The sequence below is a fragment of the Sphingopyxis sp. genome (assembly GCF_025869345.1).
Lineage (GTDB): Bacteria > Pseudomonadota > Alphaproteobacteria > Sphingomonadales > Sphingomonadaceae > Sphingopyxis.
The window spans coordinates 1-16,938 of the sequence record NZ_JAOZVW010000017.1 but is presented as its reverse complement, the minus strand read 5'-3'; the positions used below and the strand labels follow the sequence as shown (position 1 = coordinate 16,938).

General features: G+C 66.3%; 14 protein-coding genes. 2 read left to right on the top strand and 12 right to left on the bottom strand.

What is annotated here, in order from left to right:
• Positions 1–62 precede the first annotated feature (62 nt).
• Positions 63–1,349: a cytochrome P450 gene (locus OJI97_RS01375; protein ID WP_297660240.1), complete on the bottom strand. Its 1,287-nt coding sequence runs from the start codon at positions 1,347–1,349 to the stop codon at positions 63–65.
• Between the two features lie 124 nt (positions 1,350–1,473).
• Here OJI97_RS01375 and OJI97_RS01370 point away from each other — a divergent pair, with 124 nt between their 5' ends.
• Both OJI97_RS01370 and OJI97_RS01365 read left to right on the top strand, forming a co-directional pair.
• Positions 1,474–4,167: a M1 family metallopeptidase gene (locus OJI97_RS01370; RefSeq protein ID WP_297660237.1), complete on the top strand. Its 2,694-nt coding sequence runs from the start codon at positions 1,474–1,476 to the stop codon at positions 4,165–4,167.
• A 124-nt stretch (positions 4,168–4,291) separates the two neighbouring features.
• Positions 4,292–4,714 carry a hypothetical protein gene (locus OJI97_RS01365; protein ID WP_297660234.1) on the top strand — a complete coding sequence of 141 codons (423 nt, stop codon included), beginning with the start codon at positions 4,292–4,294 and terminating at the stop codon, positions 4,712–4,714.
• A gap of 21 nt (positions 4,715–4,735) precedes the next feature.
• Here the strand turns inward: OJI97_RS01365 and OJI97_RS01360 are convergent, their stop codons facing one another.
• From OJI97_RS01360 to OJI97_RS01310, 11 genes are all read right to left on the bottom strand, one after another.
• A complete protein-coding gene (locus OJI97_RS01360) occupies positions 4,736–5,638 on the bottom strand; it encodes a hypothetical protein (protein ID WP_297660231.1) in 903 nt (300 codons plus the stop codon).
• 20 nt (positions 5,639–5,658) lie between these two features.
• Positions 5,659–8,148: a fimbrial biogenesis outer membrane usher protein gene (locus tag OJI97_RS01355; protein WP_297660228.1), complete on the bottom strand. Its 2,490-nt coding sequence runs from the start codon at positions 8,146–8,148 to the stop codon at positions 5,659–5,661.
• Positions 8,149–8,218: 70 nt separating this feature from the next.
• Entirely contained in the window at positions 8,219–9,013 is a 795-nt protein-coding gene (locus OJI97_RS01350) for a molecular chaperone (RefSeq protein ID WP_297660225.1), read from the bottom strand.
• Positions 9,014–9,129: 116 nt separating this feature from the next.
• Positions 9,130–9,789: a hypothetical protein gene (locus tag OJI97_RS01345; protein WP_297660222.1), complete on the bottom strand. Its 660-nt coding sequence runs from the start codon at positions 9,787–9,789 to the stop codon at positions 9,130–9,132.
• A 50-nt stretch (positions 9,790–9,839) separates the two neighbouring features.
• Positions 9,840–10,442 (bottom strand): hypothetical protein, encoded by a 603-nt coding sequence (locus OJI97_RS01340; RefSeq protein WP_297660219.1) that lies wholly within the window; start codon positions 10,440–10,442, stop codon positions 9,840–9,842.
• Between the two features lie 26 nt (positions 10,443–10,468).
• Positions 10,469–11,029, bottom strand: coding sequence for a hypothetical protein (locus OJI97_RS01335; protein ID WP_297660216.1), 561 nt, complete (start codon positions 11,027–11,029; stop codon positions 10,469–10,471).
• A gap of 95 nt (positions 11,030–11,124) precedes the next feature.
• Positions 11,125–11,727: a hypothetical protein gene (locus tag OJI97_RS01330; RefSeq protein ID WP_297660213.1), complete on the bottom strand. Its 603-nt coding sequence runs from the start codon at positions 11,725–11,727 to the stop codon at positions 11,125–11,127.
• A 102-nt stretch (positions 11,728–11,829) separates the two neighbouring features.
• On the bottom strand, positions 11,830–12,441 hold the full coding sequence (locus OJI97_RS01325) for a hypothetical protein (protein ID WP_297660211.1): 612 nt from the start codon (positions 12,439–12,441) through the stop codon (positions 11,830–11,832).
• A 481-nt stretch (positions 12,442–12,922) separates the two neighbouring features.
• Positions 12,923–13,096 (bottom strand): hypothetical protein, encoded by a 174-nt coding sequence (locus OJI97_RS01320; protein WP_297660208.1) that lies wholly within the window; start codon positions 13,094–13,096, stop codon positions 12,923–12,925.
• Between the two features lie 143 nt (positions 13,097–13,239).
• Positions 13,240–14,799 (bottom strand): hypothetical protein, encoded by a 1,560-nt coding sequence (locus OJI97_RS01315; protein WP_297660205.1) that lies wholly within the window; start codon positions 14,797–14,799, stop codon positions 13,240–13,242.
• Positions 14,800–15,083: 284 nt separating this feature from the next.
• On the bottom strand, positions 15,084–16,652 hold the full coding sequence (locus OJI97_RS01310) for a helicase HerA-like domain-containing protein (RefSeq protein ID WP_297660244.1): 1,569 nt from the start codon (positions 16,650–16,652) through the stop codon (positions 15,084–15,086).
• Between the last annotated feature and the right edge of the window lie 286 nt (positions 16,653–16,938).

Genomic DNA, 16,938 nt, shown 5'->3' with positions numbered 1-16,938 from the left:
GGACCCCGGATCAAGTCCGGGGTAACGAAAAGAGAAACGTCAACAGCCGGTCGATAGCTACCCTACGCCGCCTCGAACCGGATCGGCAGCCGTTTGAGCCCGCCAACGAATACCGACTCGACCCGCGCCGGGTCGCCCGCGAGTTCGAGGCTCTTCAATCGCGGCAGCAGTTCCTCCATCAAGATCCGCATCTCCATCCGCGCGAGATGCTGCCCCAGGCAGACATGCGCGCCGAAGCCGAAGGCGATCTGCTGGTTCTTCGCGCGGTCGGGGTCGAAGGCGAAGGGATTGTCGAAGATCGCCTCGTCGCGGTTCGCCGAGACATAGTTCAGCATCAGCCAGTCGCCCTCGCGGATCGTCTGCCCGCCGATGTCGACGTCCGCCTTCGCGCTGCGCATGAAATGCTGGACCGGGGTCGTCCAGCGGATCGCCTCCTCGATCAGCCCCGCTTTCTCGGCCTCCGCGTCGCGGAAGCGCGCGAACAGCGCCGGATTCTTCGCCAGTTCCATGATCGCGCCCGCAGTCGAGGCGCTCGTCGTGTCGTGGCCCGCGGTCGCGACGATCATATAATAGCCTGCCAGCTCGCGGTCGGGAATCTGGCCGCCGTCGATCGTCGCATTGGCGATCACCGTCGCGATGTCCTCGCGCGAATTGGCGCGGCGGTCGGCGGTGAGTTCGCGGAAATAATTCTCGAAATCGGCGATGACATAATGGAGCATCGCGATCGCTTGCTCGGCGCTCGTTATTTCGACCTTGTTGCGGTTGAGTTCGGGGTCGGTCGACCCGAAAAGCTGCTGCGTCAGCATCAGCATCCGCGGCTCGTCCTCGGCCGGAACGCCGAGGATGTCCATGATCACGCGCAGCGGATAATGCGCCGCAACGTCGCGCGCAAAGTCGCATTCGCCCCCCAGCGACAGCATATGCTCGACCGCGGCGCGCGCATGATGGCGGACGCGCTCTTCGACGATCTTCAGATTCTTGGGCATGAACCAGCTTTGCGTCAGCAGGCGGTATTTCATGTGATCGGGCGCATCCATCTGCACCAGCGAGCGGATCAGGTGGCCGTCGTTCCCCGGCGTCGCGGCGCGCGCCAGCGCCTCGCCCTCGCGATTGGTCAGCACCGTCGGGCGGATCGCGCTGGCGAAGCGCTGCGGGTCGCGGCCGATCGCCATGATGTCGGCGTGACGCGTCACCAGCCAGAAGGGGTCGTGATCGGGATTCTCGGCCACCGCGAGCGGCGCGTTGGCGCGCGCCCAGGCAAGCTGTTCGTGCAGCCCATCCCATTCGCCATAAGCGGCGGGGTCGACGACGGCGGCGGATACCTCTCCGGGCAATATAGGTTTTTTCATGCAACCGAAGCTGCCTCAGTTTTTGCCGTCTGTCGAGAGCCATGGACCGCTCGCCGAAAGGGGCCGTTGCATGGGTCCGGGCATCGGCGTAGCCCAGGACGCATCATAACCGGGGATCGCAGCCATGAAAATTTCGACACGCCTTCTGCTCGTCAGCGCCGTCTCGGCGCTCGGCCTCACCGCCTGCGCAGCGCAGCCGGGGGTCGCGCCGCCCCCGCCCGTCGCGCTGATGCCGGCGCCGACCGGCGCGCCGCTCGACACCAGCGTGCCGAGCCAGCTTCCGCGCATCGCCCGCCCGCTCCATTACGACATCAGCGTCACCCCCGACGCCAAGGCACTGAGCTTCACCGGCGACGCGGCCATCGACCTCGAACTCTACGAGCCCTCGGCGACGATCGTGATGAACGCGCTCGATCTCACCTTTGCGGGCGCGACGCTGACCGGCCCCGACGGCAAGCCGGTTCCGCTGACCGCCGCGACCGACGCCACGGCGCAGACGGTGACCTTCACCGCCCCCACGCCGATCGCGCCGGGCACCTATCGCCTCCAGGCCCATTATACGGGCGTCATCGGCACCCAGGCGAACGGTCTTTTCGCGCTCGATTATCCCGACAAGACCACCGGCGCCGACACGCGCGGACTGTTCACCCAGTTCGAGGCGCCCGACGCGCGCCGCTTCGTCCCGAGCTTCGACGAGCCGAGCTACAAGGCGACCTTCAGCCTGTCGGCGATCGTCCCGGCGAACGATCTGGCGGTGAGCAACATGCCCGTGGCGAGCGAAACGCCGGTCGAGGGCGGCCGCAAGAAGGTCGCCTTCCAGATTTCGCCGAAAATGTCGTCCTACCTCCTCTTCTTCGCGACCGGCCCGTTCGAGCGGCTCGCCAAGAAGAGCGAAAGCGGCGCCGAGGTCGGCATCGTCTCGCCCAGGGGATCGGGCGAGCAGGCGCGCTTCGCACTCGACAGCCTCGCGCCGCTGCTGACCTATTATGGCGACTATTTCGGCCAGCCCTATCCGCTGCCCAAGCTCGACAATGTCGCAGGCCCCGGCCAGTCGCAATTCTTCGGCGCGATGGAAAATTGGGGTGCGATCTTCACCTTCGAGCGCATCCTGCTCGACGACCCCAAGATCACCAGCGAGGCGACGCGGCAGGCGATCTATGCCGTGCAGGCGCATGAAGTGGCGCACCAGTGGTTCGGCGACCTCGTCACCATGGCGTGGTGGGACGATCTGTGGCTCAATGAAGGTTTCGCGAGCTGGATGGAGACGAAGGCGAGCGACCATTTCCATCCCGACTGGCAGCCCTTGCTCGACCGCGTCGGCGGGCGCGAGGCCGCGATGGGGCTCGATGCCTTTGCGACGACACATCCGGTCGTCCAGACCATCCGCACCGTCGAGGACAGCAATCAGGCGTTCGACGCGATCACCTATCAAAAGGGCGAAGCGGTGATCACGATGCTGGAGGCCTATGCCGGGGCCGACAAGTGGCGTGACGGGCTGCGCGCCTATATGGCGCAGCATAAATATGGCAACACGCGCACCGACGATTTGTGGAACGCGGTCGAGGCGGCGGGCGCAACCGGGCTGACCGCAATCGCGCATGATTTCACGGGCCAGCCGGGCATTCCGCTGCTGCGCGTCGGCGGCATCGCCTGCGCGGGCGGCGCCACGACCGTCGAGGTCACGCAGAGCGAATTTTCGCGCGACCGCAAGGACAGCATCGATGCCGACGGGCGGCGCTGGCAGGTGCCGGTGCTCGCGCGCGCCGGTGACGGCGCGGTGGCGCGGCAGGTGATCGCGGGCGGCGCGGGAACGCTGACCCTGCCCGGCTGCGGGCCGGTGCTGATCAACGCGGGGCAGGCGGGCTATTACCGCACCCTCTATTCGCCCGCCGCGCTTGCCGCGCTGCGCGGCCGTTTCGCCAGCCTCGCGCCGATCGACCAGCTCGGTCTGCTCGGCGACAATTTCGCGCTCGCTTATGCGGGCTATCAGCCGATGGGCGCGGCGCTCGACCTGCTCGCCGCGGCGCCGAAGGAAGCGAACCCGAAGCTGACCGGCGACGTCGCGGGCCGCTATGAAGCGCTCTACAATCTCTTCGACGACCAGCCGGCGGTGCAAAAGCAGATCGCGGCGCGCGCCGCCGCGGCGCTCGCCCCGGCGATGCGGCGGCTCGGCTTCGACGCGCGGCCGGGCGAACCCGCGCTCGACAGCGTGCTGCGCTCCGATCTGCTGGGCGCGCTCGGGACGATCGGCGATGCCGGGGTGCTGACCGAGGCGCGCCGCCGCTTCGCTTTGCTCGACCGCGACCCCGCCGCGCTCGACGGGCCGCTCAAATCGCGCTGGCTCGGCATCGTCGCGAGCCATGCGAGCGCGGCCGAATGGGACAAGCTGCGCGCGATGGCGAAGGGCTCGAAATCGGCGGTCGAGCGCAGCACCTTCTATACCTTGCTCGGCAATAGCATGGACGCGAAGCTCGCCGGACGCGCGCTCGACCTCGCGCTGACCGACGAGCCCGGCAAGACGACAAGCGCCGCGATCATCGGCGCGGTGGCGCGGCATCACGCCGACATGGCGGTCGATTTCACGCAGGCGCATCAGGCAGCGGTCGACGCGTTGATCGATGCTTCGGCGCGGGCGCGCTTCCTCGCCGGGCTCGCCGCTTCCTCGACCGATCCAGCGATGGTCGCCAAGCTGGAGGCGATCGCCGCGCCGCTGCCCGCCGACGTCCGCAAGCCCTATGACAAGACGATCGCGACCCTCAAGGAACGCAGCGTCAGCCGCCCGCGGATCAAGGGCGAGGTCACGGACTGGTTGCGATGATGGCGCGATGGCAAGCCGCGCCGACCCGCCCGGTCCCAAGGTTTGATGCGGCGGGATACGGCCAAACCTCTTTTTAACGATTCCTCCTTATCAGGCGACAGTCTCACACAAGCGGAGCCTGTTCATGTCGCCACATCGAGGAATTGCAGCAGCGGCTATCGTCGCCATTGGCGCCATTCCTGCGTCCGCCACATGCGGCCAGGTCAGCACGACCATTCATCTGCGCGCCTATGTGCCGATCTATTGCAATATCGAGATGCTTCCCGCGCTCGGCATCGGACAGGACGAGGGCGTCGTGAACCTTGGAATGTCGCAGGAGATCTGCAACGCCCCGCGGGGCTATCGCGTTATCCTCCAGCACCCGGCCAACATGCCGGGGGCCGCGATCATCAGCGACCATGACCGTATCCCGCTGTCGGACAGCGGCGAAACCGTCCTGTCCAATTCCGATCACCCCGGAATCCGCCTGCGTCAGCTGGCGCTGGATGTCGGAGACGACGCGGCGAATCTCAACCACCTCGGCATACGCATCGAGGTGAAATATTGAGGATCCGCCGCCGCGTGCCGGTCAACTGACCGGCGAAAGGGTCAGGATCAGCGTATCGCGATAGGCGCCGGCGCGCTTCTTCGACACGTCTTCGGCCGTCACTTCGAGCGGGATTTGCTGGCCCGCGAGTCCGGCGCGCGGATTGACGAAACCGCCGTCCGCGCCCAACCCCAGCGCGTGCCCCCCGAAACGGACGCTATAGGCGATGCGTTCCGCCAGCCCCGGTGCGGCGGCCCCCTCGCGGAGCATGACGCTGCCGTTCAGGCTGCGCGCATTCACCCGATAGCGGCCGGTGCTGCGCACCGACACCGAAAGCGAGCGTGACAGCGTCGCGAAATCGAGGAAATCGATCTCGCCCCGCGTCGAGGCACCGGCGATACTCGCACTCAGCACATTGGGCACCTGAACGGTCACGGTTACGATGCCGGGGCTTTCATATGGCATCGCCGCACTCGCATCATCGCCGCACCAGTAGCGCAGCGTGAACTGCTCGCGATAGACGCCAGCCGGCAAGTCCTCGCGCAATTCCTTGAGGAACAGGCGCACCCCCGCCTGCTTGCTGGTCTCGTCCGGCGCCAGCGTGATCTTTCCTGATCGGAGCAACGCATAGGCGTCGCCGCGCGAGACCGAAATGTCGCGCCCCGTGTCGTCGCTGCGCCATTCGACCTGCGGCCCCGCGCTCGCCCCGACGCGCGCATGGACCGGCGAATCCTCGTCGAGGATCTGGTACAGGATCGTGAGCGGCGTCGCATCGGCGCCCGTCCGCCGGAAATTGAGCGTCGCGGGCTGCATCAGCTGCGCTGCGCCCGTCGTATCGAGCGGATCGATCCGCATATCGGGCACGACCGCCGGGTCCACGGTGGCGCACTGCGCCGCGGCGGCGGCGCTCCATCCCATCGACGCGACCGCGACGGCCAGGGTCATTGCTGCTGTCTTCACACCCATCACCTCTTATCCGCTGGTTTCACGTCGCCGACGCGTGCGATGCCCGATGCCGCCTCGGCTATGTCAAGTTCATAGACGACCGGCGGCGAGCCCGAGATTTCGATGCGCCAGCGGCCGGCCTTCACTCCGCTGATGCCGAAGCGGCCGTCGCGGTTCGTGAACAATTCCACCTTTCGCTCGTCGCCCCCGACCTCGATCGCATAACCGACGCGGAGCGACAGCGGCTCGCCGCCTTCGGTCGTCAAGCGGCCGATGGCCATGATATTATAATCCGAACCAACGGTCACGACATATCCCGAGCGATAGGGCGCCAGCATCCGCAGCGAGCCGGTACCGATATCGAGGCCGGCCGAGGCGTTGGGCACGTCATAGGTCAGGGTGCGCGGCGAATAGGACCCCACCTGACCATAAAGCGCGGGACCGAACATGTCCGACCGCGCCTGGTAGCTGCCCTGTGAGGGTTCGACCTCGATCGCCAGCTTCTTCCCGGCCTTATACGGGCGCACGATTGCGAAGCTGTCGCTGATCGGCCGTCCGATCGCGAAACTGCCGTCGGCGAACGCCAGCGACGATGCGATGCGCAGCGAAGTGCGCTGGTCGGTGATGCTGTTGCTCTGTTGCGAATAAGCGGCGGTATGCGCGATCCCGATGTCGGCGCGATTGGCGACGTAGTTTCCGCTGGCATTGAGGCCATAGGTGTCGCGGCCGATGTCGAGATTGGCGGTGCCGCTCCAGGCGCCGACCCCATAGCCCCCCGAACTCTGCAAGCCCAGGCGAACGCCGTCGTCGCGGCTGTTATATTCGGCGCGCGCCGAGGTGCGCGCGCCGAAGCGGCGGACCAGCGAGATGCGGAAACTCTTGTCGTCGCCGCGCGCCCCGCGGCTCCATTCGGCGTCGAAGACGAGGTTGGTCGCGCGATCGAGCCGGTGGCCGAGGCTCGCCCGGACCGACCGTTCATCAACGAAGGCGCCGCGCCCCTTCGCATAGCGAACCTCGCCGCCGATGAACGAGGAGCTGCTGAGCGACCGATTATAGCTGAGCGAGACGTTATAGCTGTAGGGGTTGTCCGGCGCGAGCTGCCCCACCGCGCCGAAATGCCGGCTCCGCGCCTCGAGCGCGGCGATCAGCGACGAGCCGCCGTTGGTGGCCTGCGTGATCCGTTCGATCGAGAAATTGGCCGCCCATCCGTTGCCGCCGCCCGGTATATGGCTGAAAGCGACGTCGCCGCCGATCGTTCCCCATTTCGTGCCGAGAACCGCCTCGCTGCCGACCAGATAGGCCTTGCCGGCATATTGAAAATTGCCGCCGAGGGTCAGACTGTCGCTGAGCCCGCGCCGGTAATAGCCCGATATGGCCAGATCGTTGCTATACTCGATGCTCTGCCCGCGGCGGGCCTGCACCCCCACATTCACGTTGAATTCGGACAGGCCCGCCGCGAGCTGGGTCCGCTCGATGAAGGTGCTGAACGAGATGACGTCGCGGCGCCCGGTGTCGTCGACGATGATCAGCTGGACGTCATTGCCCCCCTGCGCGAAGGGGAAATCGCCGACATTGTATGTGCCCGGCTGCAGGCGGAGGACGCGGACGGTGCGGCCGTTGATGATCGCCTCCACCGTCGCGTCGCGGTCGAGCGAAAAGGTGCGGCCGCCGCGCGGAGCGACGTTGCGCTGCGGGTCGAGCAGCGCGTAGCTGCGCGACAGGCCGAGCCCCGCCATATCGACCGCTCCCTGAAAACCCCGCGTTTCGGGGAGCAGGTCGCCGGCGGTCCAGCGCGCGAGGCGCTTCGCATCGTCATAGACGAGGCGCGTCCCGCTGCGGCGGAAACGGTTGGCGGTACCGTCCCATTCGCCCTCGCCCTCGGCGACGATCCTGCCGATCCGCGCCGCGCCGTCGAAGAGGAAGAACGGATCGCCGAAACCTGTCGCCCCGCCCTTGTGAACATAGTCGAGCGAGCCGCGGATGTTGACATAGGCCGAAAAGGATTCGGGGTGCGCGAACTCCCCGATCGTCTCGCGGTCGAGTTCGGCGAGGCCTATCGTACGCGGCGCCCGGTCCTGGGTCGCGATCGCCAGCGTCAGTTCGAGCGATCTCTTGTCGAACTGCATCGGCAGCCCCGCCCGTTCGAAGGCCGACAGCGGCGCGAAGCCGCCTTCTGCGGCAATGCTGCGAATCTGGTCGAGCCGCGCGGTGGCGAGTTGCGGTGCGAGCAGCGTGGCGATCCGCTCAACCGAGACGAGGATCGTGTCATCGGGCGCGATCTGGACATCGACATCGCCGAGCATCCGTGGGCCGTCCTTCGCCGGAACGACGATGGTCATCGTCCGGCTGGTGCGGTTCAGCCGCACCTCGTCGGGCGCGGGAGCCGGGTTGGGCGCGGGCGGCGCGGCAGCGGCCGGGGCGGTAGACGGCGGCGCGGCCGGGTCATCGGCGCCGGACGACGCAACCGGGCCGGCCTGCTCCCAGGCCCGCGCCTGCGAGCCTCCCGCCATCGCCGCCGCGACAGCGAGAGCGCAGACGCCTAATGTCCAGCGATGCTTTCGCGCCCCCCGCACCGCGCGGTCACCGTCCGCGGCCGGAGAGGGTCACTTCCGCCGTCCCGTCGGGGTTCTCGAGGTCGATCGGGGCCACGAACTTGCGGCTCGTCTCCGGTCCCACCAGGCCATAGCCGATCATCTGCTGGATGTCGCTGTCGCTGAGCGTGCGGCGCAGTATCTCCTTGCCCGCGGCGTCGCGCTGGACGAGGCTCAGCGAGCCGCTGCTGAGATAGCCGTAGTTCTGACTGCTGTTGTGGACGGTGAAGGCAATCCGCGCAGGCGGCGCCGGCGCATCGGGCGCGGCGTCGGCGGGCTTCGCCGGGTGAATGATCTCCGCACTTTCGACCGCCAGCTTGGGGTCGCCCGCGACGATCGAGGCGACGTTGACCATCGCCTGGAAATTATAGAGGATCTGGATCGTCGACTGGCCGCCCGGAACCTCGACCGGCTGCTGCGCGACCTCGGCATAATAATGGCGGCTGGCGGGGGCTTCGGGATCGCCAAGATACTGGATGCGGAACGCCTGCGTTCCGCCCGGCGGAATGATCGCCTGCGCGGGGATGGCGATCAGGTCGTTCGTCAGGCGGTCGGACGCCTTGACCGTGTCGGGCAACAGGTCGGCCTCGACCAGCCGGATCTCGACCGGCAGCGGGCTGGTCCCCGTATTCTGGACGCGGATCTGGCCGCCCATCTGGCGTCCCGCCATCTGGAGGTCGAGGACCACGGGCTGGACGGTCATCGCAGCATGGACCGCGGCGGAGCACAGACCCAGCAGCATCGCCAGCATGGCGACGATCGAAACCGGCTTCAACTTGAACATGCAACCCCCAAAAACGCCGCCCCCCGGCGGCTCAACGCATTGGGGCAGGCGCCGGACGTACCGGCGCCTGCCCATATAGAATTACCGATCACCCCCATGCGGGGGCGCAACGCCGATCATGGCCGCGGCGTCAGATCGATGGTGATCACGTCCTGATAGTCACCCCGCAGCAAAGGCCCCTGCCCAGCATCGCGTATCACGCCCATGCGGATGTCGAAATTGCGGATGCCCGGAGGTGCTTTGTTGCCATGATCATAGCTGTCGCTGTCGCCGGGCGCGGTCGGGATGAAATTCACGACCCCCCAGTTGCTGGCGCCGATCGCCGGCGGGTTGACGCTGGTGCCGGGGGTGATGTCGTTCTGCCAATTGGCGTTATATGTCATCCGGCGCTTCCAGGTGAAACCCGCCGGCGGCTGCGGCGGCGTCGCGCCGGTATAGGTGGTGTTGACGAGCCCGCCATTCTCGCTGCGCAGCGTGATCTCGAAGCCGGTGTTGCACATCGCCTCGCCGCGGACGCGGATCGCATATTCGGCGTTCGTATTGGTCGCGATACCGGCCGCGTCCGCGAGCGCCGAGGCCGGGATCGTCCAGGTATTACCCGAAAATTGCCCGCCGCCGGCACCGCCCGCCGCCGAAACGAAGCTCCAGCTCGTCGGCAGGGTGCAGATCGCCTGAGCATTGCCGATCACATCGACGGACTGAGGGTTGGCGGCAAGCGCCGGGGTGGCAAGGGCCGTCAGGGCCGCGGCGCCGAAAAGCGAAAGGATAGATTTCATGACGGACAGTCCCCCATGGATTTCAAAGGAAGGATGGCGTGACGCGCGGGTCACGGGTTGGTCGCCAGCGTGATGGTCACGGTGCCGCGATAGAGGCCGCTTTGGCTCGTTTCGAGCATCAGGCCGGGCGTCTCCGTTCCCACTCCGGACTCCCCGCTAAGCGTTTCGAGATCGGAAATCTCCAGCTTGAGCCCCGGTGCCACCGCGGCCCTCGCCTCCGTGAATGTGGAAGTACCCGTGTCGCTCCCGCCCAACGGGCGAATGCCGATACCCTGTCCGGCTACCCAATTCTGCAACGTCGCCTGATAGGTCAGCCTGCGCGACATATAGGCGGGCTGGGAATAGCCCGGCGTGTCTTCCAGCACCATGGGCGTCGCCTTGATCGACAGTTTGTGTGGGGCGTTACACCAGGCATCGGCAATATAGGTGCTGCCGGACACGATGCTGGCGCTCGCCAGCGACGCCTTGAGCTTGCCCTGGCTGTCGTTGAGCGTGCCAAGGTTGATTTCCGTGGTGCCCGGCGAGCCCATGCCGCAGGCGCCGGTCACCGTCGCCCCGATATCCACTCGCTGGGAAACCTCGTTGGCCTGGACAGCGCCCGGCACAATCAGCGCGGCGATTCCGGCCATCAGCAATATGCGGTGATGAATCATGTCGTCACTCCAAAATTTGGCCTGAATCAATTCAGCGAAATGGTGAGGGTCACCTTGCCCGCATATTCGCCGGCAACGGGACGCAGGTTGTGCGCCCCATCGACGCGGGGATCGGAAAGCGTCAGCTTCATTTCACCGATCGTCGCCTGGCCGACATCGAACTCCTTGAAGCCCGTCGGTTCGGTGCTGGCGACCTCGAGCGCTTCATTGCCCCAATTCACCAAGGCGGTGTAATCGACCCGATTGGTGAAGGACGACGAATCGCTGACCGTGGAAACGTCGGTGCTTTTCAGCGGCTCGACCTCGATCTTCACCTTCGAGGGCGCGTTGCAATAATAATCCGATGCCAATGTCTTGACCGCATTCTGGCCGAAGTTGTCCACCAACTGGCCCGTCGCACCCGTGAGGCTGCCAAGATCGACCACATCGTTGGGGCCCTGCGCCGCCAAGGCCGAGCAATAGCCCGGGATGTTCGTCTGAATGGTCATCGAAGCGCTCGGGACCGCACTATTCACATTCTGTGCCGATGCGGGAAGCGCATAGACCGCGGCGCCCGCGACGAGCGCAGTGATGAGGGTTTTTCTCACGATCTTCTCCTGAAACTCGTCCGCAGCGCGGAGGTTGAGCGATGAAGGCGGGTCGTTCCGCGCCACCATGGCGCGAACGAATGAAGATATTATGGTCATGCGCGCACCGCCAGTTCGACGATAATCGTGTCGCGATAGCGGCCATATACGGGCTCGTCCCCTTCACGGGGGGCGCTCCAGCGCAGGCGCATGGTGCCGGTCCGGTCGATCGCGGTCGCGTCGCCCGACGACCAGCCGTCGCCGCTGCCGAACGCGCAGCCGCCGGCTTCCCGGTCGGTGAGTTGGTCGGCGCGGCACCAGCCAAGAGCACTCAGCCCCTCGTCGGTATCGACATCGACCGAAAGATCATAGGCGATCCGCGAGGCGATGCCCTGGCGCGCATGGTCGGTAACGAACGCCCCTTCGCCCGAGCGGATACGCAGTTGAAACGGCGCGTTGCAATCGAGCCCGAAGCGCGCCTGAACATCGCCCGCACGATTGAAATCGAGCCGCTGCCCAAGCACGGGCGGCGAGGCAAGGCGGCAACGCGCCGGAACTTCGCCGCGCAGATCGACCGCCAGTTCGCTCGGCGCGCCAAGCGGCGCATCGCTCGCCGTATAGCCGGAACCCAGCGCCGCGACACCCAGGTCGGCTGCCGAAGCCGTCGTCGCAACACCGCCTGCGCCAAGCAAAAGCAGCGCGACAGAGGTCCGGGACATGATGGTTTTCGATCTGCGCATGGTGGATCAGACTATTCGTGTGTGCGCCGGAAAATCCGCCACCGATGCACGCGGCATCGGCGGCGGATCAACGCATGGCTTTTAGCTGATCGAAGCCGTCAGCGTGACGTGGCCGGTATAGCTACCAACGACCGGACGCTTGTTGGCCGGGTTCAACACGGTAAGGTTGAAGCTCGAATATTTGCCGCTGCCCGTCTCGAAAGCTTCGGCGGTATTGATGTCGTGCTCCAGAACACCATTGGTGCCGTCCGCCGAGCTGAGCGCCAGCGTGCCGCCGCCATTGCCAAACGCATTGCCGCCCAGGAATCCGCTGATCGCGATGTCGAACTTGTTGGCAAACGAGCTCGAGTCACCAGGAGCGGGCAAGCTGCGGTTGTCGTTGAGGGCCAGCGCTTCGAGCTTGATCGTCACGGTCGCGGCGCCATTGCACCACACATTGCCGAAGCTGCGATTCTGAGTCTGGCTGTTGTCGATGACGAGTTTGCCGTCGGTGGCAGCGCTGGCAACTTCCCCAAGAGCAATATCGCCCTGGGTATAGCCGGCGGTGGTGTTGCCGTTGTTGATATGGTTGCCAAGGCCGCACGCCGGGCTCACCGTCGCGCCGATGTTGACGGTGCTGCTGACATCGTTCGCATAAGCAGGCGCCGCAGCAAGCAGGCCGATGGCCGAAACAGTAGCAAGAATGGTCTTCATTTTTTCCTCCACAAAAATCCCGGTCCGACGGACCGGCATGACAATCCCGGAAGACCGCTCCCCTCCCCCCCAAGGGACAGGATTTCGGCCCCATTTTTCGCGGCGCGACCACTGCCTTCCGCATCCCTCGGGTCCGCGCCGGGACAGGCCACGGACCCAGGGTGGGGCCAAAGGCCCCGAGATCGGGCGTTGCCGGAACAGGCGCAGCCCTAACCGTCCCGGCAAACGTATGTTCGCCGGAAAAATCGTCTTCGGATTGCTGGTGCGGTCTCGGCAGACCAATGGCCCGCCCGATCGTTCCCCCGATCCTCTTTCCCAGTCGTCGAGCGTGCGACCACAGACCGCTCGACCACCCCCCGCATTCAATCCTTAAGCATTTGTAAATTATGTGGGCGAGATAGCGTCCGGATATCGTGAAAGAATCGCCCGCCCATCGTGAATAATGGAACGGCCCTCTTGTGTCGTTTTGGTGCATTAAGCATCAAGACAGCGCGTTCGCGCGCTTTTCCGCAAAAGGCCGGAATGCTTTTTCTTTTCGGGTCTTTACCCCCTCGAACATCATCCCGGCAAATCCCGGCCGCCAGCCGCCCGAGTCGCTCGCCGAATCGACGAGCGGCGGATGCGCCCCGCGCCTCGCCCGGCGTTCGTTCGGCATCAGAAATTATAACTTCATGTTAAGGCAGCGCCCATCATATCCGGGCGGGTTTTGACGAAGCCCGTCCTGAGCGCGCTTCCATGACCTGCCGGAGGGCGAAACATGGACGGGCTTCCGCCAAGGGAGCCCCGGCGCGTCGCGCGTCAGGCGGCCGCGGCAATCCGCTCCACCGCGCTTCGCAGCCGGGCGTTCCATTCGTGGTCGCGGAACGGCAAGCGCTCGATCAGCGCGGGGTCGAAGGCCGGCTTGGCCCTGCGGAGAACCGCAAGCGCCCTGCACGCGCCGTCGAGATCCCCCGCCATATCGAGCGCCGCGATCTTGTAGACATGCGCCTGGGCATAGCCGGCCCGGCGCGCGAGCGCCTGGTTGGCATCGATCACCGCCTGCCGATGGTCGCCGAGCATGACCCCGGCAAGCGCGAGCTGGCCGAACTGGTGAAAGCTGTGGGTGTCGACCGGGGCAAGGCGCAGCGCGTTGCGCACCATCTGCACGCCGTCGCCGGGATATCCCGAGAAACTGTAGCAGCCGCCCAGATGCCCATAGGCGGAGGCGAGGCTGGGTTCGAGCCGGATCGATTCGTGCATCAGCGCTGCCGCGCTTTCGTGCTGGCCGAGCCAGAGGTCGAGAATGCCGAGCAGCAGCCAGGCGCGCGCGTCATAGGGGTCGATGTCGCGGACCAGGACGGCGCGGCGGCGCAGCCCCTCCAGTTCGGGCACCGGCGCGCCCATTGCCCAGCAGCGCAGCGCGTCGGCGCGCGCCTGCTCGACAAGGACCTCGATCGCGTCCGGCCGCGCCTGGGCGGCGCGCGCGAGCATCCGGTCGGCCTCGTCCGCGTCGCGGCGCGTCAGACGCCGCATGTGCCAGCGCGCCCGCCACAGCAACTCGTCGGGATTGAGCTGCTCGGCCGGACGGTCGCGCACCCGCTCGGCCTGATCGGCCTCGATCCGGACCGAAAGCACGGCGATGCTGTCGTTCGCGATCTGCGCCGGGTCGCAGGACTCGCCATCGTTGCCGAGGTCATGGCGGCTCGACCAGAGCAGGCGCGCCGAAGCGGCCTGCGACAGGGCCACGGTCGCGGTTCCGTCGGGGTTGAGCTGGCAATGGAGCAGATATTCGACCCCCAGCGTCTTCCCCATGCGCAGCAGCGCCTCCGGCCCGTCGATCCGCGCAGGCACGCCGACGAGAGGCAGCCAGCGCAGCGCGGCGATGCGCTCGGCAAGAAGGTCGACGATCCGGTCGAGCGTCGCGACTCTGTCCGGCGGCATATCCTGATCGTGAACCAGGATGGAGAGTGTCGGACGGCCATCGGACGGCGGCGCCACCTCGGCCGGAAGGGGTTTTTCGGGTAGCGCGGGCAAAGCGTCACCATCGGTTTCGCGCGCCGACTCGATCGCCTGCCGCTCCTCGCGCAACCAGTCCTCGAAGCCTTCCTCCCAGGCGATGTCGATGCCTTCGAGGAACTCGTCGCGCGATTCGGCAATGCGACGGGGGTTGCGCACATCGACGACCACGCGGTCCAGGTTGAGTGCAACCGTTTCATGGGCGATGATCAGCAGCGGTTCGCCGGCGACATTGACCAACGGACGCAGGTTGGAAAGCTCACGCCGCAGGCTGGCCTGCGAATTCGCGCGCTCACGGCTGCCCCAGATGCGCTCCTGCAACCAGCGCCGCGACCGCTCGCCCGATTTGGACGTCGCCAGCATCGCGAGCAGGATGCGCGACCGCTTGGCCGGAACGGATATGCGTGAACCGTCCGGCGCGGACAATCGAAACGAGCCGATCAAATCGAGCTGAAAGGCCCCCTCGCCCGTCATACCCTCCCCCACAAGTCCCGCACCGTCTATACCGACCCGCGATACGCCGCAATTGCCTTTGTTAACTTCCTGTTGATCATGTTGTTAATTTTTGGGGCATGCCCCCCGGCCCCTCGGCGGTTGCCGGGAGGCTTCGCGCATCGCCGTGACGGAGGACGGCCCCGCCAGCCGCTCTATTTGAACAGGCTGCCCAAAATCCCGCGCATGAGCTGGCCGCCGAACTTGCCCGCGACCTGACGGCCGAGGCTCGTCGCCGCCGAGCGCGCCGCCGACTGCATCATCTTCTCGGCCATCGAGGGCTTGGCGGCTTCGCGCGCCGCGGCCTTTTCCTGCTGGATGCGCACGCGCTCCTCGGCCGCCTTGCGCTTCGCCTCTTCCTTCGCGGCGATCGCGGCCTGCTTGTCGGCCTCGACCTGCGCCTGCGCCTCGACCGCGGCCGCCTGCGCCTGCTCGGCCTTGGCGGCGAGCAGTTCCTCGGCGCTCTCGCGGTTGACCGGCGTGTCATATTTGTCGGCGACGGGCGAGATCGACTTGATGATCGCGCGCTCCTTGACGTCGAGCGGCCCCGCGCGCGAACAGGGCGGCTTGATCAGCGTGCGTTCGACCGGCGACGGCGCGCCGTCGGCCATCAGCAGCGAGACGAGCGCCTCGCCGACCTTGAGCTCGGTGATCTCGCGCGCGACATCGACCTTGGGATTGGGGCGGAAGGTGTCGGCGGCGGCCTTCACCGCCTTCTGGTCGCGCGGGGTGAAGGCACGGAGCGCGTGCTGGACGCGGTTGCCGAGTTGGCCCGCGACCGCCTCGGGCACGTCGATCGGGTTCTGCGTCACGAAATAGACGCCGACGCCCTTCGAACGGATCAGCCGCACGACCTGCTCGATCTTGTCGGTCAGCGCGGGCGGGGCGTCGTCGAAGAGCAGATGCGCCTCGTCGAAGAAGAAGACGAGCTTCGGCTTGTCGGGGTCGCCGACTTCGGGAAGCGTCTCGAACATCTCGCTCAAAAGCCAGAGCAGGAAGGTCGCATAGAGCTTGGGGCTCGCCATCAATTTGTCGGCGGCGAGGATGTTGACATAGCCGCGGCCATTGTCGTCGAGGCGGATCATGTCCTGGATATCGAGCGCGGGCTCGCCGAAGAAATGGTCGCCGCCCTGCGTTTCGAGCGTCAGGAGCTGGCGCTGGATCGTCCCCACCGTGGCCTTCGACACATTGCCATATTTGGTGGTCAGCTCGTCGGCGTTCTCAGCGCACCAGGCGAGCATCGCCTGCAGGTCGCCCAGATCGAGGAGCAGCAGATTCTGCTCGTCGGCGACGCGGAACGCGATCGCGAGCACGCCCTCCTGCACCTCGTTGAGCCCCATCAGCCGCGCGAGCAGCAGCGGCCCCATTTCGGAGATGGTGGTGCGGATCGGATGCCCCTGCTCGCCGAACAGGTCCCAGAAGATCACCGGATTGTCGTGATAGCTCCAGCCGGTGTCGCCGATTTCCGCCGCGCGCTTGGCAAAGGCTTCGTGCGTCTTCGCGGCCGCGCTGCCCGCCATCGCCATGCCCGACAGGTCGCCCTTCACGTCGGCGACGAACACCGGGACGCCGACCGCCGAAAAGCCCTCGGCCAGCCCCTGCAGCGTCACCGTCTTGCCGGTGCCGGTCGCGCCGGCGATCAGCCCGTGGCGGTTCGCGCGCTTCAGCACCAGCGACTGGCGCGGCCCGTCGGGTGCCCCTCCGCCGCCGAGGCCGATGTAGATTTCGGTCGCTTCGCTGCCGTCGCTCACTATGCATTCCTCCACTCTGGACACCCGGTCAAAAGTCTAGAACGGCGCGCGGCGTCGGGCAATCGGCAAAGCCGCGGGCGGCGACGGCACGCGGTGAAGTTCGGGGCGAGAATGGCGGGAAACGGCGCACCTTCATTCGCAATTCGCGGGGATACGGTATCAGCGGCAGGGAATGACTGGTTTCGACCGAAGGCGGAGCCATCCTTCATCGTCATCCCGGACTTGATCCGGGATCCATTCATCCAGCGCTGAGAGAATG